18 protein-coding genes are annotated in these 20701 nt (G+C 42.2%); 8 read left to right on the top strand and 10 right to left on the bottom strand.

The window, feature by feature from the left end; translation table 11 throughout:
* Positions 1-225: 225 nt before the first annotated feature.
* The 6 genes from NBH16_RS21725 to NBH16_RS21750 all read left to right on the top strand — a co-directional run bounded on the left by NBH16_RS21725 (position 226) and on the right by NBH16_RS21750 (position 6712).
* Positions 226-1131, top strand: a complete 906-nt coding sequence (locus tag NBH16_RS21725) for a DUF8429 coiled-coil domain-containing protein (protein WP_005861467.1) — start codon at positions 226-228, stop codon at positions 1129-1131.
* A gap of 2 nt (positions 1132-1133) precedes the next feature.
* On the top strand, positions 1134-1727 hold the full coding sequence (locus tag NBH16_RS21730; RefSeq protein ID WP_005861469.1) for a Crp/Fnr family transcriptional regulator: 594 nt from the start codon (positions 1134-1136) through the stop codon (positions 1725-1727).
* A 111-nt stretch (positions 1728-1838) separates the two neighbouring features.
* The gene (locus NBH16_RS21735; RefSeq protein ID WP_005861471.1) at positions 1839-3224 is read left to right on the top strand and encodes a TolC family protein; all 1386 of its coding nucleotides are present in this window, start codon (positions 1839-1841) and stop codon (positions 3222-3224) included.
* 30 nt (positions 3225-3254) lie between these two features.
* Positions 3255-4268, top strand: a complete 1014-nt coding sequence (locus NBH16_RS21740; RefSeq protein ID WP_005865742.1) for an HlyD family secretion protein — start codon at positions 3255-3257, stop codon at positions 4266-4268.
* Positions 4265-5443: an ABC transporter permease gene (locus NBH16_RS21745; protein ID WP_250789060.1), complete on the top strand. Its 1179-nt coding sequence runs from the start codon at positions 4265-4267 to the stop codon at positions 5441-5443. The genes NBH16_RS21740 and NBH16_RS21745 overlap by 4 nt, the downstream gene beginning before the upstream one ends.
* 12 nt (positions 5444-5455) lie before the next feature.
* Positions 5456-6712 carry an ABC transporter permease gene (locus tag NBH16_RS21750; protein ID WP_022192865.1) on the top strand — a complete coding sequence of 419 codons (1257 nt, stop codon included), beginning with the start codon at positions 5456-5458 and terminating at the stop codon, positions 6710-6712.
* A gap of 76 nt (positions 6713-6788) precedes the next feature.
* Here NBH16_RS21750 and NBH16_RS21755 read toward each other — a convergent pair whose 3' ends face one another.
* Entirely contained in the window at positions 6789-8177 is a 1389-nt protein-coding gene (locus NBH16_RS21755) for a DUF1080 domain-containing protein (RefSeq protein ID WP_022192866.1), read from the bottom strand.
* A gap of 155 nt (positions 8178-8332) precedes the next feature.
* On the opposite strand from NBH16_RS21755, the gene NBH16_RS21760 reads away from it, so the two are divergent.
* Positions 8333-9235, top strand: a complete 903-nt coding sequence (locus tag NBH16_RS21760; protein WP_005865752.1) for a sugar phosphate isomerase/epimerase family protein — start codon at positions 8333-8335, stop codon at positions 9233-9235.
* 64 nt (positions 9236-9299) lie between these two features.
* On the opposite strand, the gene NBH16_RS21765 is transcribed toward NBH16_RS21760, so the two are convergent.
* Positions 9300-10055, bottom strand: a complete 756-nt coding sequence (locus tag NBH16_RS21765) for an inorganic diphosphatase (protein ID WP_022192867.1) — start codon at positions 10053-10055, stop codon at positions 9300-9302.
* A gap of 586 nt (positions 10056-10641) precedes the next feature.
* Between NBH16_RS21765 and NBH16_RS21770 the strand changes: the two genes are divergently transcribed.
* Positions 10642-10917 carry an HU family DNA-binding protein gene (locus tag NBH16_RS21770; RefSeq protein ID WP_008774141.1) on the top strand — a complete coding sequence of 92 codons (276 nt, stop codon included), beginning with the start codon at positions 10642-10644 and terminating at the stop codon, positions 10915-10917.
* A gap of 71 nt (positions 10918-10988) precedes the next feature.
* On the opposite strand, the gene NBH16_RS21775 is transcribed toward NBH16_RS21770, so the two are convergent.
* From NBH16_RS21775 to NBH16_RS21810, 8 genes are all read right to left on the bottom strand, one after another.
* On the bottom strand, positions 10989-12332 hold the full coding sequence (locus NBH16_RS21775) for a glucose-6-phosphate isomerase (RefSeq protein WP_250789061.1): 1344 nt from the start codon (positions 12330-12332) through the stop codon (positions 10989-10991).
* A gap of 8 nt (positions 12333-12340) precedes the next feature.
* Positions 12341-13336, bottom strand: coding sequence for an NAD(P)H-dependent glycerol-3-phosphate dehydrogenase (locus NBH16_RS21780; RefSeq protein ID WP_005861487.1), 996 nt, complete (start codon positions 13334-13336; stop codon positions 12341-12343).
* A 12-nt stretch (positions 13337-13348) separates the two neighbouring features.
* On the bottom strand, positions 13349-15079 hold the full coding sequence (gene lysS, locus NBH16_RS21785; RefSeq protein WP_022192869.1) for a lysine--tRNA ligase: 1731 nt from the start codon (positions 15077-15079) through the stop codon (positions 13349-13351).
* A 223-nt stretch (positions 15080-15302) separates the two neighbouring features.
* Positions 15303-16094, bottom strand: a complete 792-nt coding sequence (locus tag NBH16_RS21790) for a galactosyltransferase-related protein (RefSeq protein ID WP_005861491.1) — start codon at positions 16092-16094, stop codon at positions 15303-15305.
* A complete protein-coding gene (locus NBH16_RS21795) occupies positions 16085-17128 on the bottom strand; it encodes a glycoside hydrolase family protein (protein ID WP_135959115.1) in 1044 nt (347 codons plus the stop codon). Before NBH16_RS21795 ends, NBH16_RS21790 begins: the two co-directional genes overlap by 10 nt.
* A gap of 5 nt (positions 17129-17133) precedes the next feature.
* A complete protein-coding gene (locus tag NBH16_RS21800; protein ID WP_048928003.1) occupies positions 17134-18681 on the bottom strand; it encodes a thioredoxin domain-containing protein in 1548 nt (515 codons plus the stop codon).
* A 19-nt stretch (positions 18682-18700) separates the two neighbouring features.
* Positions 18701-19693 carry a DUF4934 domain-containing protein gene (locus tag NBH16_RS21805; protein WP_250789062.1) on the bottom strand — a complete coding sequence of 331 codons (993 nt, stop codon included), beginning with the start codon at positions 19691-19693 and terminating at the stop codon, positions 18701-18703.
* Positions 19694-19896: 203 nt separating this feature from the next.
* Positions 19897-20109 (bottom strand): hypothetical protein, encoded by a 213-nt coding sequence (locus NBH16_RS21810; RefSeq protein WP_005865774.1) that lies wholly within the window; start codon positions 20107-20109, stop codon positions 19897-19899.
* Positions 20110-20701: the final 592 nt, after the last annotated feature.

Here is a 20701-nt window from a genome sequence, read left to right on the forward strand (position 1 = left end):
AGAAGTTAAGCCTCGTCACGCCGATGGTACTGCGTAACAGTGGAAGAGTAGGTAGCCGCCGTCTTGAAGCAAGGCGACAGCCGATGGAGAGGAGTCAGTCCGTAAGGGGTGACTCCTTTTTTTGGTATATATCCTCTCTGCCTTTTTCTATTTTTAGGTGTACTTTGTTGTTCGGATGGATAAGAAATTGTAATTTTGTGCTTTTGTAATAGCTAAGAACCTCATATGGATACTGAAAAGAAAGAGAATAAAGAAGTAAATAAACTTTCGCTACTTATCGTAGCAGTTATAGTATTGGTACTGATTATTGCTGGTGCCGGTTATTATATTTATCATCAAAAGCAGCAAATGACTGATTTGGTGGAAACCTTTGATCTTGAGAAAGAATCTTTGGAGGATGAATATAATGAATTGTCTCTTCAATATGAAGGTTATAAGTTTAGCGTAGGCAATGATTCCCTTGTTGCCCTATTATCTACGGAGCAAGCAAAGGTACAACGTTTATTGGAAGAATTGCGTACGGTGAAGGCTACGAATGCGAAGGAAATAGCTCGCTTGAAAAAGGAATTGGATACCTTACGTAAAATCATGCGTAACTATGTTGTCCAAATCGATTCCTTGAATCGTGAGAATGAGCAATTGAAGGTTGAGAAGAAAGAGGCTGTTCAGAAATATCAGAGGGCTACTTCACAAGCTGCTACCTTGAAAAAGGAAAAAGAGAAATTGACGGAAAGAGTAACGTTAGCTAGTCGTTTGGATGCGACGGATATTAACGTGACTCCTGTGAACTCTCGAGGTAAACTAGCTAAGCGTATTAAGAAGATGCAGCAATTCGTCGTGACTTTCAAGATAGCGAAGAACATTACCGCTCCTGTCGGCGAAAAGATGGTATATGTACGGATCATGAAACCGGATGACGATATATTGGTGAAAAGCCGTGCGGATGTATTCGCTTTTGAAGGAAAGGAAATCAATTATTCTATGAAGAAAATGATAGAATATGAAGGTGAGGAGGTGGCTGTGACCATGTATTGGAATATCGAGGAATTCTTATCTCCGGGTACTTACCGTGTGGATATTTTCTCTGACGGTAATTTGATCGGACAGAAGAGATTTACCTTGGATGATTAACTATGAAATTATCTCCCGACTTTGAGAAGTTCCTAAGTTTTATTCCGGAGATTCTGTCTCGAGATGAATCTTTCCTAAAGGATTTGGAAAGTTGTACTCGAGGTGTGACAATCCGGAAAGGGGATTATTTGATTCGTACGGGCGAGTTGTGCCAAGATGCCTATTTTATTAATAAAGGGCTTTTTATCAATCAATATATTAATGAGAATGGGAATGAATGCGTAACCGGTTTCTCCTCGGATAGTATGTACCCATTTGTTTCTACAATCGGTTATTTTACACAAGTCCCTTCTGAGTTTGAGGTGAAAGCTATCGAGGATGGTGAATTACTTTGTTTCTCCCGGACGGATATCGAACGTTTGTCGTTGGGATATCCAGCTTTCGCTACCTGTTATCAGAATGTGATGCTGATGATTATTTCCAAGCTCTATTCAATGTTCGCTGTCCGTCAAACCTGTAAGGCGGAAGAATTCCTGAAATATCTTTATACGAACCACCAATGGATCGTAAGCCGGGTACCTGATAAATATATAGCTCAATATATGGGGGTTAGTGATTCTTGGTATTGTAAGTTGAAGAAACGTATCCTTTATTGAATTAGTTCAATTTTATATTCGCTTTAAACCTATACTTTTGTGCGGGTTTTTATATTTTTGTCACATAGGGAATATGATGGCATTATATAGGTAGGTTAAAACGATATAAAGATGAAACGAACTATCTTACTATTAACATTTGTAGTCACGGTGAGCTGTATGCACGCTCAGCGAATGTTGACATTGGAAGAGTGCCGGAATCTGGCGATCCAGAACAATAAGGAGCTACAAATCTCTGGCGAAAAGATCAAGATGGCGGATAACGAGAAGAAAGCCGCTTTTACCAAGTATTTTCCTCAATTATCGGCAAACGGTGCCTATATGTGGAACCAGAAGGATATAAACTTACTGGACATGGGCGCTTTGTCCTCATCCTTGAGCTCTTCTTTAGGTGGCTTGGCCCAATTACCGATGATCCAACATTTGATGAGTGGGGTGAACGATATGCAACATTTGGATGTGCAGAATATCTGGGTGGGTAATGTATCGTTGGTGCAGCCTGTATTCATGGGCGGGAAGATCGTTAATTATAACCAAATCACTAAGTTTGCCAAGCAATTAGCGGAGTCAATGAATAATTTACAGTTGCAGGACTTGATTTATAAGACTGACGAGACCTATTGGCAGGTCATATCTTTGGTGAATAAGAAGAAATTGGCGGACGCTTATGTGGATTTGCTCCGTAAGATGGATAGTGATGTGACCGCTATGATCTATGAGGGAGTCGCTACCGAGGCCGATGGTCTTTCTGTCAAGGTGAAACTGAATGAGGCAGAGATGGCTCAGACTAAGGTTGAGAATGGTCTGGCTTTAACCCGAATGCTTTTAGCGCAAATTTGTGGTCTGTCTTTAGAGGAGGATTTATCGCTTGCAGACGAGAAGCTGGATAATTTTCCGGTAGAGACAACACAAGCCTCGGCCGATCTGAATGAGGCTTTCATGAATCGTAATGAACTGAGAAGTTTGGATCTGGCAACGAAAATCTATAAGCGAAAAGAACGTATTGCTTTGGCAGAGATGTTGCCTAATGTCGCTTTAGCGGCGAATTACTTCGTCACGAATCCGAATGTTTTTAATGGTTTTAAAAATGATTTCGCCGGTATGTTTAATGTCGGAGTTATGGTAAAGGTACCCTTGTCCGGTTGGTGGGAAGGCACTTATAGGCGTAACTCGGCGAAAGCGGAAACGCGCATAAAAACACTGGAATGGCAGGATGCTCGTGAAAAGATCGAGTTGCAGGTAAATCAATCCGTTTATAAAGTGAATGAAGCGGGCAAAAAGTTGATCGCTTCTTCCCGTAATATGGAAAATGCGGAAGAGAATTTGCGGCGTGCGAATTTCGGTTTTGAGGAAGGGGTTATCCCGGCTTTGAACTTAATGGAGGCGCAGACAGCATGGGTTTCTGCTCGCTCTAGTTTGATTGATGCTCAAATCGAGGTGAAATTAACAGAAGTTTATCTAAGCAAGGCTTTGGGTAAACTGTCCGCAAATGAATAAGAGTAATAACAAATAAAAATATACACAGAGATGAACGAGAACAAGAAGTTTTCTATCAGTAACATGATGTTAGCTTTTATCACAGTATTGGTCGTGATCGGATTGGTAGCCTTGGCGGGTTTCTTTCTGCTTACACCGCCTGACGATATTATAATGGGGCAGGCCGAGGCCACCCAAGTTCGTATCTCCGGTAAGGTTCCCGGACGTATCGCTTCTTATCGTTTTGGCGAAGGCGATCAGGTAAAAGCCGGAGATACTTTGGTCTTTTTAGACACGCCCGAGGTTATGGCGAAGCTGAAACAAGCGGAGGCGGCTCGTGCGGCAGCGGAGGCGCAGAACGCTAAAGCGATTAAAGGAGCCCGTGAACAGGAAATCACGGCCGCTTATGAGATGTGGCAAAAGGCGCAAGCTGGATTAACTATCGCTAAGAAATCTTTCGATCGTATTCAGAATTTATACGAGAAAGGGGTGATGTCCGCTCAAAAAAGAGACGAGGTGGAGGCTAATTATAACGCTATGGTAGCGACAGAGAAGGCTGCCCGTTCTCAATATGAGATGGCAAAAGAAGGTGCCCGTAAGGAAGATAAGGCTGCCGCTGCCGCTATGGTCCAACGTGCGGAAGGTGCTATCGCCGAAGTGGAGTCGTATGTGGGCGAGAGCGCTTTGGTGGCTCCGATTGACGGGGAGGTTTCAGAACGGTTCCCGGAAGTCGGCGAGTTGGTTGGTACAGGCGCTCCGATCATGAATATCTCTGATTTAAATGATGTATGGGTAACTTTCAGTATTCGTGAGGATCTGTTGAAAGATATCAAGATTGGTTCGGAAGTAAATGCTTTTATACCGGCGTTGGGGGACCTACCGGTGAAGTTGAAAGTCTATTATATGAAGGATATGGGCTCGTATGCCGCATGGAAAGCGACAAAGACGAATGGACAATATGACTCGAAGACTTTCGAGGTGCGTGCCCGTCCGTTGGAGAAAGTCGCTGATCTTCGTCCGGGAATGTCCGTGATCTTAAAGAAAAAAGGGAAAGAGATCGTATGACCTATAAAGAAAGTTTGCATAGAATCTGGCTTATCGCAAAGCGTGAGGTGCATCGGCTGGTGGCTCAACCGATTTACTTCTTTTGTATGCTGATCGCTCCGGCTATCTGTGTCATTTTCTTTGTATCGTTGATGCATGAGGGATTGCCGACCGATCTGCCGATAGCAGTGGTGGATATGGATAACTCCGCTACCTCACGCAATTTGATTCGCCAGTTGGATGCCTTTGAGCAGACAGAGGTGTATATGAAAACCATGTCGTTTACCGAGGCTCGTCAGGAAATGCAGAAAGGGAATGTATATGGAATTTTTTACATTCCATCCGGTTTCGCCGTGGACGCCACATCTGGAAAGCAGCCCCGGTTGTCTTTCTATACGAATGGTACCTATTTGATCGCCGCTTCCTTGCTGTTTCGGGATATGAAAACGATGTCGGTATTGGCGGGGGCCGCTGTGGGTTTACAGACCGGACAAGCTAAAGGATATACCGAAGCGCAGATCATGGGACAGCTACAACCGATCGTGATCGATACGCATCCGATCGGCAATCCGTGGTTGAATTATTCGGTATATTTGAATAATACGGTTTTGCCGGGTATCATTCAGTTGATGGTATTTCTGGTGACAGTATTCAGTATCGGTACGGAAATTAAATATTCCACATCCCGTAAATGGTTGGATATGGGAGGGAGTTCTATCGCAGTTAGTTTGTTGGGAAAGTTATTGCCGCAGACGGCTATTTTTACGGTCGTAGGCTTTATGTATTGTGCGGTGTTGTATGGATTTAATTCTTTCCCGTTAAATAGCGGTTGGTTTCCGATACTTTTGGCGATGTTTTTGCTGATTATATCCTCTCAGGCGGTAGGCGTATTTATGATCGGCGTATTACCGACTCCCCGTTTAGGGCTTAGTTTCGCCAGTCTGTTCGGAATGATCTCGTTCTCCATTGTCGGATTCTCGTTTCCGGTACAAGGTATGGACCCTACGTTGCAAGCGTTGGCACGTTTGTTTCCTCTGCGGCATTATTTCTTGATTTATGTCGATCAAGCCTTGAACGGGCGGGCGCTATTCTATACGTTGGGCGAGTACGCTTGGTTGTTGGGATTTCTGATCTTGCCGTTCCTTATCGGGCGGAACTTGAAGAGGGCGTTGTTGGATTTCAAATATCTACCGTAAAAACTGTATGTGATGAAAAGAGAACATCGTTTACGATATATCATAAAGGAAGGTCTTCTGGATACGTTTTATATTTGGAAGGATGAATTGAGAAACGTGTTTAAAGATGCGGGGGTCATGATTTTCTTTTTCTTGGTGCCTTTCGTATATCCGCTGCTTTATTCATTTATATATAATAACGAGGTAGTACACGAGGCGAAGATGGTGGTGGTAGACCAAAGTGATTCCTATTTGAGTCGTGAGTTTACCAGACGGGTTAACGCCACGCCGGATGTGGAAGTAGTGGGTGTTTGTCCGGATATGGCGGAAGCCAAGAAGATGTTGGATGAGAAGAAGGCCTATGGAATTTTGCTCTTTCCCCCGGATTATAGTAAGGACCTGCATGAAGGGCGACAGACAACCGTCTCGTTGTATTGCGATATGAGCGCCTTATTGTTTTATAAGGCTTTCCTTTTGGCGACGACAGAGGTGTCATTGGATATGGGTAAGGAACTTCGGATGCATAATAATCCGTCGTCTACGGATAAGATGGACCAGATCACGGTAGACCCGATCCCGTATGAATCGGTAGCGTTGTTTAATTCCCAGAATGGCTTTGCCAGTTTCTTGGTACCGGCTATCTTGATCTTGGTATTGCAACAGACCTTGATATTGGGTATCGGAATGTTGGGAGGAACGGCCCGGGAAAAGAACCGCTTTCATAGTCTGGTGCCTATTTGCCGGCATTTTAATGGAACTTTGCGTATCGTGTTCGGCAAGTCGCTGACTTATCTTTTGCTGTATGTGGTGGTTTGCATCTGGGTATTGGCTATTGTCCCTAAGTTATTCTCCTTACCTCAGGTTGGTGAGCCACTGACTATTTTGTTGTTTTTACTGCCTTACCTGTTTGCCTGTATTTTTATGTCTATGACGCTATCTGGATTTATGACGAGTCGTGAGTCGCCTATGTTGGTATTCGTTTTCACGTCTGTCATCTTGTTATTTATCTCGGGTGTCTCTTGGCCGGAGGCGGCTATTCCTCCGTTTTGGAAAGTGGTGGGTTATTTGTTTCCTTCTACTCCGGGTATCCAGGGATTTATTCGTATCAATACGGCAGGCGCTTCCTTGCATGAGGTGGCGCATGAATATCGGGTATTATGGATTCAAGCGGGCGTATATTTCATCTTGTCTTGTATCATTTACCGTTATCAGATCATACGTAGCCGCAAGATGATTATTAAGCAATATCGGTATATGAAGATGCGACGGATGTTGCGAGAGAGAGAATAATCCCTCGTTTAGGTCTACCCTAATCACTCATTTAGGGTGTCCCTAAACGGGGGATTAGGGTGAGGGTAAAGTGTGATTAGATTTTAACTTTCGGTTTATACATATCCTCAGCCGTCAGGCCACATTCTTTCATCATGCGGATACTGTAAGACAGATCGCTGACGTTTGGTGTCACGTTGTTACTTCCAAACGTGAATTTAACGCCGGCGGCTTTCGCCTTCATAATGATCGCTTTATTTGGAATGTTGTATAGTTCGTTGATCTCTAAAGCTTTTCCGCTTTTAGCCAATGCCTCGACGAAACGCTTCATGCGGGCCTCCGTCCAGAACTCGTCAAAACGCTTATCCATCGGAGATGGCAAGAAACAAGGATTTACATAGATATCTACCGGCTCTTCCAATACGGAGCAGATACGATCTACGATCATGTCCATATATTGCTCCTCATTCTCGATCCAAGTCTCTTCCGGAATCCATAGGCGGGTACGGCGACCTTTATTGTCCTTGAACGTCAAAGCGTCCGTAAACACATAGTCGAATTCTTTAAGAGTCTCGGGAGAGAATGTGGTTATCCATTCGCGTCCTTCCGCTTGCATACCAAGGATGAAAGGCTGTGAGCGCATCTCATTTAGGTAATCCATGACTTGTTGGTCGTTCGTGATCGGGAAACCGATGCCGCAGTTCGGTGCGATCGTATAATTGATACCGGTCTTGCGGGATTGCTTAGCGGCAACTTCCTTGGTTAATCCACCTTTTAAATGCACGTGGTAATCCAATACAGGGAAATCCGATTGATGTAATTTTATGATCTCGTCATTTTGCTCATCGTTAGCTTCCGCCAATTGTGCGTTGATATCGATCGTGGATTCATCAATTACGTTCACGGTGATGTTCTTGATCTGGATCTCACCGCTACCATCACTCTCTATACCAAATGTCCCTTCCGATAATAAGGCATAGGTGTTAGCGTCCGTACGATACGGTGCGGTCGGTTGGATATACTCTACAACCGGTTCGCCGTTTATATTTACATCGATCTCTTGTCCGGCAACCCGGATATCCATCTTGAACCATTGATCTTCTTTTACGAAGCTTTTGGTCAAATTCCTCACGGAAACAAGACTTCCTGTCATTTTCCACCAAACCTTATCAGCCCGGTCATTATTGATAGCGATACGATATCCTTTCTTCAAGTTCGGGTCCGTATGGAACCAGACGGCGCCTTTGCCTCCCGGGGTAGTACGTAAATCAAGGGTCAGATCGAAGTTTTTGTATTTGCCGTTTTTCAGTACGACCAGCGCATCCGTACCTTTCAAGGTCATTATGTCGTCTTGAACGGAGACATCGCCTGTCATTTTCCATTTGTTACTATCTTTGCCATCGAATAAGGTGCCACTGCCAGAAACACTACAGGCTGTGGTCAGGACAAAGAGAAGGCCCATCGCTAGAATTGATAATTTTTTCATGATATAAATGATTTAAGTAATAATATATCCTCCAAAGATAACGAAAATTAAAATACAATGTCCTTTTTGAAGATTTTAACTTCCATAAAGATATAAACCTAAGAATATAGTCTTACTTTTGTAAAAATTCTCAATCAAACTTAATTAATAGTACTATGCAGAACAGACGTAATTTTTTGAAGCAAGCCTCTTTGATGCTTGCGGGTGGGTTGGTAGCCCCGCAGTTATTATCTTCTTGTGGCGGTAAATCAGGACAAGCTGCCGCTACAGCATCGGAGTCTTCTAAATATATAGGGCTTCAATTGTATTCTTTAAGAGACCTTGTAAAAGAAGAAGGTATCCAGAAAGTCTTGGAAACCGCCGCTAAGATGGGTTATAAGAATCTGGAGACAGCAAGCTATGATAACGGTAAGATTTACGGTTTAGCTCCCGCTGAATTTAAGAAAATGGTGAATGACCTAGGTATGAAGTGCACGAGCGCTCACCTTGGACAGGCCTTTACGAAAGAAAAAGAAGCCGAGGTTATGAGTTGGTGGGATCAAGCGATCGATGCTCATAATGAGTTAGGCGTTAAATATATGGTTCAACCGTGGATGCCGGTTAACGATAAGACTACATTGGATGACTTGAAGATGTACTGTGATTATTTCAACACGGTTGGTTATAAGACCGCTGCCGCTAGTATCGCATTCGGTTATCATAACCATGACTTCGAGTTCCGTAAGATTGACGATCAGTTGATTTATGATTATCTGTTGGATAACGTAAGCCCGAACCACGTATTCTTCGAGATGGATGTATACTGGGTAATGATGGGTGGCGGTGATCCTGTCGCTTACTTGAAGAACCGTCCGAGCCAGTTCAAGGCTATCCATATCAAGGATGAGAAAGAGATCGGCGCAAGCGGTAAGATGGATTTCAAGCCTATCTTCGATCAAATGTACGCTAATAACGTAAAGGATTGGTATGTTGAAGTGGAACAATATACTAACAATGATCCGGTTGCCAGCGTTCAGCAAAGCTATGATTTCTTGAATAAGGCTGATTATGTGAAATAATCCGTTCGATGATAAAAAAGAAGAGGCTACTTCATTATCGGGTAGCCTCTTTTTTTATGTTCGCTTATTTGGAATACTCGTTCAATCGGGTGGATTTCGCAAGCTCGATGATTTGTTTCCAATCTTTAGCTAAGTTTTCCATATCCGGATATAGTAAATCCGCTCCGGCATCTAATAAAACTTGATCGGGGAGAGGTCCGGTGTTTACGGCTATCGTAAAGATATTGGCTGCCACGGCAGCTTCTACTCCCATGGGAGCGTTCTCTACCACAAAAGTTTCATTAGGCTTCGCATGCGCTTTTTGAAGTCCCATTAAATAAGGTTCGGGGTGTGGCTTGCCATATTTCACGTCGAAAGCCGTAACCATTTTCTCTCGGTTGAAATGTCCCGGATAGGTATGGTTTAGCTTATCGATCAAGCTATGTTGGCCGGAACCGGTGACAACCAATCGTTGCAGTCCGGATGCTTCCACTTCTTTTAGAACCTCTGCGGCGCCGATCATGGGGGCACCGTCATTATAGGTATTGAATAGATCCGCTTTCTCTTTATAGATCGTTTGCTTCTCCTCGGCGGTAGCGTCTCGTTGGAAAGTGCGTTGGTATAGCTCGTTGATCGTGCTTTCCCCAGTACGTCCTTCGAACATATAAAAGTCTTCCGGCCGAGAAGTTAGCTGATGGAGGGTCGCTACCTCATGCCATGCCCGTGCATGAAAACGCATAGAGTCATATAATACACCATCCATATCGAAAAGAACAGCTTTGGGAGAAAGGGATTCCTGCCTGTGTTTACGCAGATATCGGATAATCGCTTCTTGAATCATGTTATTACCTTCTTAAAAACCAATACAAAGGTACGTAATAAATCGGAATTAACAGAAATGGGAGGAAAGCTTCTTGAAATTAAATAAATATGATATATAATGGAATTTCATTTTATGAAACAAAAATGGTTTAAATGGGTGCTTACTTTTGATCCACCTACATGTACACCCTAACCGGATTGATAAATTCTATAATTATCTGGATGAGTTGATAGATGTATTGAAAAATAAGGGATATAAATTTATTTCGTTGAGATAATTAATCAATAAATTATGACGTAGTTCGGTGAGAACTTAGTTGTTTAATCATTGCAAATATATGAATATTTGGGGAATATCAAAATATCATATATTAAAAATCAATGTATACAGAAATATTATATACCTAAATGTAGGTATAATTGAACCCCTTTCAGATAGACAAGTGAGACTTTGGTAGAAATATAATTAATAAGAAATAGTATACAGTATTATGATATCACTTATTCATAGCAAGTTATAGCCTTTGAAAATTCGTTATTAATGCGCTTACTAGAGTTCTCACCGGACTCTTTTCTGGTGAAGAATGGTATATTTATTATCTAGTATGAATAGAGGAGAATTAGTACAATCTCTTGTGGAAGAAACAGGATTGCCGAAAAATGTTGTTAGAACCGTAGTGAATGCGTTACCGACTGTTGTGGCGAAAGGAATACGGGAAGGAGAATCTATTTCCATGAAAGGATTTGGATCTTTTGTACCTTGGCAACAATCCGAGCGATTGGCACGTAATCCGAAAACAGGGGAGGAAGTAATGATTACTCCACGTGTCTCGGTCAAATTCAAGGCCGGGAGCGATTTACTTAAAGAATTAAATGAGTAATAAAAAACTATTCAAACGAAAAAACGGTTTCCTCGTGATGAGAAAACCGTTTTTTTATGGGATAAATCGTATTATAAACGTGCTTTGATAGCTTCGCTTTCTTTCTCGTATCCCGGCTTATTCAACAGGGCGAACATATTCTTCTTATAAGCCTCGACACCCGGTTGATTGAATGGGTTAACGCCCAACATATAACCACTGATGCCACAAGCTTTCTCGAAGAAATAGAACAACTGACCAATATAGAACGCACTTACTTCCGGCATAGTTACCTTGATATTAGGAACGCCACCATCTACGTGAGCTAACTGAGTACCTAACTCAGCCATCTTGTTTACCTCGTCTACATGCTTGCCTGCCAAGAAGTTCAATCCATCCAAATCAGCCTCGTCTGTAGGAACCAATACGCTATGATCTGTAGCTTCCACGGAGATAACCGTTTCGAAAATCGTACGCTCACCGTCTTGAATCCATTGACCCATGGAATGCAAATCGGTTGTCAAATCTACAGATGCGGGGAAAATACCTTTACCGTCTTTACCTTCGCTCTCTCCATAAAGTTGTTTCCACCATTCTGCGATATAATGCAATTTCGGATGGAAGTTAGCCAAGATCTCAATCTTTTTACCGCTCTTATACAACTCGTTACGAGTAGCGGCATAGATAGCGGCCATATTATCAGCGAAAGGAACGCTCGCATCTGTAGCTTTTTCCATGGAAACAGCTCCAGCAACCAAGTCGCGGATGCTGATACCTGCCACGGCGATCGGAAGCAAACCTACCGGAGTCAAAACAGAGAAACGTCCACCTACGTTATCAGGGATGATGAAAGTCTTGTAACCTTCTTGATCCGCCAAGGTACGCAAAGCGCCTCTCTTAGCGTCCGTGATAGCTACGATACGATGTTTAGCCTCTTCCTTGCCAACAGCATCTTCCAATTGTTTCTTCAAGATACGGAAAGCCAAAGCCGGCTCTGTAGTCGTACCAGACTTGGAGATATTGATAATACCGAATTGCTTACCTTTCAAAACTTCGCTTAATTCATAAAGATAATCCTCTCCGATATTGTGTCCGGCGTATAACATAACCGGGTTTTTACGGTCGTTTTGCAACCAGTCGAAGCTGTTGTTTAACGCTTCTACTACCGCTTTGGTACCCAAATAGCTACCACCGATACCAATGGCTACGACCACCTCACATTTAGAACGAAGCACGTTCGCCGTATTCTCGATGTCGGCCAACTCTACGTCCGTAATAGAAGAGGGGAGATGCAACCAACCCAAAAAGTCGTTACCTGCTCCGTTACCGTTATGTAATGTGGCAATACATTCCATTGCCTTGGCCTCTTGAGCGTAAACCTGTTCCTTGGAGACAGTGCCCAGAGCCTTGTCGATGTTTAAACTGATGTTTTTCATATGCTATTTTATTTAAACGTTTCCGTTAATTGACGAATGACCGTTGTTGGCGATTTCTTCTCGTACAATATATCATAAACAGCGTCCAGTATCGGCATGTTCACTTTATATTTCTCATTGATCTCACGCATACACTTGGTTCCATAATATCCCTCGGCGATCATTTCCATCTCCAGCTGCGCTGTCTTCACGGAATATCCTTTACCGATCATGGTTCCGAAAGTACGGTTACGGCTGAACCGGGAATAAGCGGTAACCAGCAAATCGCCAAGGTAGACGGAGTCGGTGATATCCCGCTCCAGCCCGTGTACGGCGTCCACGAAATTACGCATCTCCTCAATAGCGTTCGAGATAAATACGGCTTGGAAGTTATCGCCATATTTCATCCCATGGCAAATACCGGCGGCGATAGCGTACACGTTCTTCAGTACGGCGGCGTATTCGATACCGGTCACATCCTTACAGAAGGAATTCTTTAAGTATTGATTTTTGAAAACGGGGGATATCGTACGGACCTTCTCGATGTCGGAACAAGCCAACGTAATGTACGAGAGCCGCTCCAGAGCGATCTCTTCCGCATGACAGGGACCACCGATAACTGCTATATTTTCTGTCGGAACCTTGTAATACTCCGCGAAGTAATCCGTAATCAACATATTCTCATCCGGTACGATACCCTTGATCGCCGAGATGATAAACTTATCTTTCAAAGAGGTCTTCACCTTCTTCAAATGTTGTTTCAAGAAAGGGGAAGGCGTAGCGAAGATCAAGGTATCCGAGTCCTTGATCGCTTGGTTGATATTGGAATAGAAGTTTATCTTGTTCGTGTCGAATTTCACGGCGGTGAGGTAACACGGGTTGTGTCCCAACTGCTTGAACTCCTCGATACGATCGGGCCTACGCATGTACCAGTTGATACTATCTTGAGTTGAAAGTACGATCTTGGCTAAGGCGGTAGCCCAGCTACCACCTCCCATTATCGCGATTTTTCCGGGCAAATCCATCGTATCACGCTTTTATTCTCCTACATTGGCTATCCAAGCTTCTATTTCTTGGATCGTAGGATTTTGCAGTTCTAACTTATATTTTTTATTAAGCTCACAAAGCTCTTGTCTTAATTTGTTGGCGTTCGCTTCTTTCAGCGTGTCAACCGTCAGGTAGCCGGCTTTCTGCAAAGCGGGAACCCACTCCTCGGAAATACCCAAGGCTACGTATTTGTCGGCGTTATCTTTCTTTGCGGTTTTCTCCGGACGCATTTGCGGGAAAAGCAATACCTCTTGGATCGTTGTCTGTCCGGTCATCAACATAACCAGACGGTCGATACCGATACCGATACCCGACGTAGGAGGCATACCGAATTGAAGGGCGCGTAAGAAATCTTGATCGATGAACATCGCCTCGTCGTCCCCTTTCTCGCTCAAGCGTAATTGCTCCTTGAAACGTTCTTCTTGGTCGATCGGATCGTTTAGCTCGCTATAAGCGTTCGCCAATTCCTTCCCGTTTACCATCAACTCGAAGCGTTCGGTCAATCCCGGTTTGCTACGGTGCATCTTAGTCAGCGGGCTCATCTCAACCGGATAGTCGATGATGAAGGTCGGCTGGATAAACGTACCCTCGCAGAACTCTCCGAAGATCTCGTCGATCAATTTACCTTTACCCATCGTATCGTCGATCTCCATCTTCAATTCCTTGCAGATCGTACGGATCTCGTCCTCGCTCTTACCTTCCAAGTCGTAACCCGTCTTTTCCTTGATCGCCTCCAAGATCGGCAAACGGCGGAAAGGAGCCTTGAAGCTGATTGTCTTACCGTCGATCGTGCTCTCGCTCGTACCGTTCACGGCGATACAGATACGCTCCAACAGCTTCTCGGTGAAGCTCATCATCCAGTTGTAGTCCTTGTATTGGACATAAAGTTCCATACAGGTGAACTCCGGGTTGTGCGTACGGTCCATACCCTCGTTACGGAAATTCTTACCGATCTCGTATACACCCTCGAATCCACCGACGATCAATCGTTTCAAATACAACTCGGTAGCGATACGTAAATATAAATCGATGTCCAAGGAGTTATGATGTGTCGTGAACGGACGTGCGCTAGCTCCTCCGGCGATAGATTGCAGGATCGGAGTCTCTACCTCCGTGTATCCGGCCTCATCCAAAGCGGTACGCATGGTCTTGATGATAGCCGCACGTTTCATGAAAATATCTTTTACGCCATCGTTTACTACCAAATCCACGTAACGTTGACGGTAGCGAAGCTCCGGGTCATTAAAACCGTCGTAAGCGACACCGTCCTTATATTTAACTACCGGTAGCGGACGAAGTGATTTAGACAAAACTGTCAATTCTTGAGCATGAACGGAAATTTCTCCCATCTGAGTACGGAAAACGAATCCCTTGATCCCGACGAAATCACCGATATCCAGTAATTTCTTGAAAACGACATTGTAGGTGTCCTTATTCTCATCCGGACAAATATCGTCACGGGAGATATAGACCTGTATTCTGCCCTCGGAATCCTGCAATTCCATGAAGGAAGCCTTACCCATGATACGACGGCTCATGATACGGCCGGCGATACTTACCGGGCGTGGCTCAGCGTCGTCTTTGAATGTCTCTTTTATTTCTTTGGAAAATGCGTTCGTTACATACTCAGCTGCGGGATAAGGCTCTATCCCCATCTGACGCAACTGCTCCATGCTATTACGTCTTATTATTTCCTGTTCACTCAGTTCTAATAGATTCATTATGCTATTATTTTGTATAATACGGCGCAAAAGTACAAAATATTTCTGATTTATGCTGACTTATGTGGTAAAAGGTTGAGGTCACCGATCTTGTTTGTTCATGGATAAAGTATCTTAGGTTCATCGGTAAAGTATCTTAGGATCCTTGGTGAAGTATCTTAGGTTTGTAGGCCAATGAACTTAAGACCCAATAATTTTATCTTTCATCACTAAATACAATTCTCTATCTTGAATCCAAGGAGAACTTTTCTCGAAGTTCCTCTTTGGAATAGTTTACTACTTCATTCATATCATGCATCGCTTTTTCGCTATGTATCCTTGAACGGAACATCCCATTTTGATCCCGGGGATGAGACAAATGGAATAAACAGCCCTCACTCCGATAAATCCGGTAGCCAAAACTCAACCAACGGTAATGTCTTTCTCCGTCCTCCAAGCCCCAGCCATAGAAATCCTCATTCTCCATACCCGCTTGCAGGTATTTTTCCGTTTGGGCGAAGACCGCTCCCCCGACTGCGCCTATCACTCCCTCTACTGTGTACAAAGAGTTCATCTTTGCTTGATGTTTTTTTAGGAAATCTAAGTCACGATGGAGCCAATAATGTTCCCTCAATATATCTGACGTATCTAAAAAATTACCATCATATGGATAAGCGACATCAGAAGTCCTAGTTCTAAGTTGTTTCACCGCATCCAATATTTGAAGGTGGTCCAGTATCACATCTGCGTCCCAAATACAAACAAGTGGAGTATCAACCTGCTTTGCGAGGATATTCAAGTATTTGGTCTTGTAGAATACAGGATCTTTATCCACGAGGAAAGTGTACTTCACCGTATCGTCTTTTATTAACGAGGGGATAATCTCATTTTGGTATGATGAGGCCTCCAGAATTAAGATGCGTGTCCGGAAATAACGTACTATTGAGTCCACGGACATCAACAGGTTCTCCAAACGGATCATGGAATCGATCCGTACGGGAATAATAAATGTTGTATCTGTCAAGTCTATTCGCATAAATATCTTTGCTTAATGTTTAACAATGCCAACACCGTACCGGGGAAACCATTCAGCAATCCTCGGTGTATATTATAGTAGTATTCGTTCTCCATTAGGGCATCCCAAGCGTCAGACGAGATGATCCGATCGTAAATTAGGTGCGGATTGAAAGGGATGGTGTATTCGGGGAAGTCCCTTTTTAATCCCTCTAACAAGAAATATAGAGAAGCGTATCCATTACTGATATAGATATCCTTGCCTTTGATCTCTCTATTATATATTATGTCTAGATTGATTGATTTTCTTAGTTCGTTCACATATCTTTGCCAATCCGGCGAACAATCCCGTAAAGGTAGTATGCCCCATAACAGATATAGTCGGTTCAAATGCAGATGAGGCAAATGGGAGAACATATACAGAGATAGTTGTTCCAAAACCTTTTGTATCCGATCCTTGTAAAAATCATATTGTATAAGACAGGACAGGGTTTTCATCAATATCGGTACGTGATATTGGTAAATGGAAAACGTATAGGATTCCTCGAAAAAGGAGGCGTCTATCAAATCGGCCAATTGATTAACTAACTTGATTGCTAAGCCCTCGAAAGGGAAACGCTCATTATCGTTTGTCTGGATTTCCAGCCTTTTATAAATGTAATATAAGAAATGGATGAGTTGAGACAGGGAATACCTAGATTCCATATTTCCGAAAACCAGCTTCTTGAATAGCAAATCATCGATACCACTTAGCAAATCATTAATATCACCGTCTACAAATTGCTTTTTTACAATATAATCCAATCCTAACGCAACTCCGCATAAACCTTCCTCCACAGTAAGTTCTGCGTTTTTAGAGAGATCGTTTTCCAAGAGATCGTCCAGCAATCGCTCAGCCTTCTCTTTATAAATAGCTTCTTGCGTATAATCATACAAATGGTATAAATAGATGAGTAATCCCATTTTGCCGTGAGCCAACCCGAAAGGGTAGCTTGTATGTAATGAGCCTATCAAATGCTTATTTAGCGAATCTATTTGTGATGCTAATTTATTCATAGTACTTAATTTATTAAATACGACATATCCTTTAACTCATATTCTTCCGGCAATAAATAACCATTTGTCAAAACTGTTGGAGTGGAACTTATTGTATTGCGCCTAACCCATTCGTTTTGTGCTTGAAAATTGGCTAACATATCTTTGTCATTAGGATTTAATCTGTATCTTTTATAGCAATCCTCTTTTTTATGACGCCCTTTTGCATACCAGTCAGATAGGAATCGTAAATAATCCGATTCATTATTTAGTAGATACATGGAGGTCAGTAGCATGGCGCTAGGTTCTAATTCCTTGCTAAAAGAGGTCAAGATGATTTGTATGCAAATCTCTTCTTTATATTCTTTGAGTAACTTTTCTATTTGGAGATGTAATTTTGCGCAAGGAGCACAATGTGGATTAGAGATAATGGTAATCCACTCTTTGGCATCCCTATTGCCCAATAATATTCCTGTATTTTTGTCAATGTCATATTGAGGCTGTTCGTTTAATAAGCTCTTAAATACAGAGGCATTCAGTTTTATGCTGCTAAGTTTATTGTTGCTTCGTTGGATTTGCTTTTCTTTTACGTATAATGTAACAGTAAAATGGAGCGATAGAATGACGAGCCCATACACGCATCCAATGGTAGTGAAATCAAATAAATCCCATTGATTGAAATCCATGCCTATCGCAAATAGAGAGATAAGAAAGGTGATCCATACGGTAGCTTGTACAGATAAACATAAAGCGCACCATTGTTTTACCCTAAATTTTTGGTACCATACGCTCCACGCTGTATAAGGTAATGCGATTATATTCAGAGTCTCTGCATATATAACATATTGGGGCAACAAGGCGATAAACAATATTGCGGAAAGAAAATATCCTAAGCCGAAGACACTCCAACTGATCCCCAAGAAATGAGATGCTTGGGAATCCAATGTCCCGTTGCAATCACTGGATTTCAAAAACAGGGAACAAATTTTGTTGACATATTTATCCGAGCCTAAGATCTCTCGAGAAAGCAGGATACCGCAGAAAGATGCTCCGATCACATTAACACCCCATAACCCCCAGATTCCTATCTCCATTCCTCTGTTGGTGATAAGGGCACACCCTATTAATGATAGAAGTAATGAAACGAAACATGCGATTACTATCCGCTGTCGTAAGTATTCCTTTCTATGCTCTTTATAATCCGGTTCAATAGATTCATCGGTGGATTCGAAAAGAAGGACGATTCCTGACCATCGTTCCAAGAATACCGGGATAGATAATGTGATGTTTTTACCTCGCCATGAATAGATGATTGCCTCGGTAGAAACATGTCGCACCAATACAAACTCATGATCTACGTAAGCCACAAAGGGTACATCCAATGAGGATAAGTTTTCTTGTGTTTTTTGAATTTCGGCCGCTACATTCTCTATATTATAATAACGTAGCATCTCGGACAGTCCAAACAGATTGTTTTTGTGTGGATGGCTCTCGTAGAATCTTATGGTAAAATCTTCCGTGTGCTTTATCGATAAGATTTCTAAAATTTGGATGAATAGATTGTCATGTTCCATTGCTTTAGGTCTTTAATGATTACCTTAGTTTACCAATGAACAACACCGGGTTACTCTCCTCGTCCAGTCCGGGGAAACGCCTTGCGAACTCTTCCTTCTTCAAAACGTCTTCCGGATACATCAGCATGGCGCACCAGCCCTCATCTAACGAGAAGAACTGTTTGGGCAACCACCGGAAGTTGTCATCGAACTTGATGTTCTCTAAAACTCTTGCGTTCCCGTCTTTTTTGTCGATTAAGGCTATTCCGTTCAGGTCATCCCTTTTTCCCTTGAAGGAGAGTAATATTGTTTCCTTTGATTCCACGTAATCCGGGATATGCCCGATGTATCCTTTCTCTGTCTCCTCCATTACTATTTGCACATAATCCTTTCCGTCTTGTGCCCAAAATCCCGCTGGAGGAATTTTATTGTCGATATTTATTCGATATCGAATTTTAGTGCTATCCATTGTACACTCAAGTATCTCATTGCCTTGATAGCCATGAGAGAGGATATGCGCCTCAAAACGTTCGAACGAATTTGTGTATGAGCTGATATATTTGTTCGCTTTTTCTATGGAATCATACGAGTTGATAAGATTTCCGCTCTTTGGGTTGATTATCCTGTAACGCGACTGCCCCTGTATAGGCATGTTTTTTATAATGTATGAGCTGTCATTAAATTGGGTGATAGCCTCTATATATCCTATATTTTCATGATCTGCCCATTTGCGAATAAATTTGAACGAATTAGAATAAGTCGTAATATCGTTCGCAGAAGAAATCAAAATATCTCCATTAGGCCATATTGTAAAATTTCCTAAGAAGAAGTACGATTGAGGATCTTCTCCCTTTTTATATAAATAGCGTTTGATTTTTCCATATTTATCCCATATGATTAATTGATTTCCCGAGCCTATGTAGATATCTTCTTGATAGATAACAATGTTCTTGATATTGTAAAGTTCTTCTATCAATGCGTCATCCCTTGTTTCCAAGGGGACATACCAATATTCCTCAAATACTTCATTCACATCTTTTTCTACCCGATGTGAGAGTGGAATGAAGTACTCGATTATTTCGTTCTTACTATTATCTTTCACTCGATCCTGGTTACAACTGATAAGTAAAAGGGGGATTAAAAAGAAAAGATAGATCATGGTTGTATATTGTTTTAAGAAACAAGGGGTTGGCGGTAGGAGGTGACCTCTGCTAAAGCCAACCCTTTCTTTTGTTGTTAACCTCCTACGGTATTGCAGTTTTGTACTCCTCCAAGACCATTGCATTTATCTTGACATTGAGAACAGTTAGAGGCATCAATGGCATTAGAACTGTTCCAGCAGTGGCAATACGCACTTCCTCCCCCTAAGATTTTCATCATTTGCTCTTTTGGAAGAACTTTACCTTGTTGGTTTAGTACGACTTTTGTCAGTTTTTTGAGTTTGTCCATAATTTGAAAGATTTAAAAAGTTAATAGATGTGTAATGCTTTGATATTTACAAAGAAAATTAAAAAATATCAAACATGGGGTATATTATGTCTTTTTTATTGTTGTTTAATGTATATTGTCTTTCTATTGGTACAGTAGAAAATTAGTGGAGATATGTATATAAGTTAGCTATGCGAACTCGATTGTTCTGTCCCATGTTTAATTTGTTCGAGAAATGACTTGTTGTATTGATGTAATTTGTTATGTAATAGTATTTTATGTAATAGCGTAAGCCATAGGCACAAAGCCTCCCAAATGAATAACTAATCACTTGTCAAGGCTCAAATTATATATTTGGATACTCCAAAAAGATTATCGGGTGAGCCTGTTTTGATGTTACGGGGATCATCTTTAACGGCTGTGCTGTAAAACATGTTTTAATGGGAATTTTGGCAGATTGCCCTAAGATGGCAAAGCTGTAAATAATCACGTGACATGATACAGATTTACTTCACACGTAATTAACAATTAAAAGAACGTGTGTAACATGTCAAACAAGTTAAGAGAACGTAAAAATTACAGCATGGAGTTCAAGCTCCGTATGCTGAAGGAG

Source organism: Parabacteroides sp. Y3-G-102 (genome assembly GCF_023656845.1).
Classification (GTDB): Bacteria; Bacteroidota; Bacteroidia; order Bacteroidales; family Tannerellaceae; genus Parabacteroides; species Parabacteroides distasonis.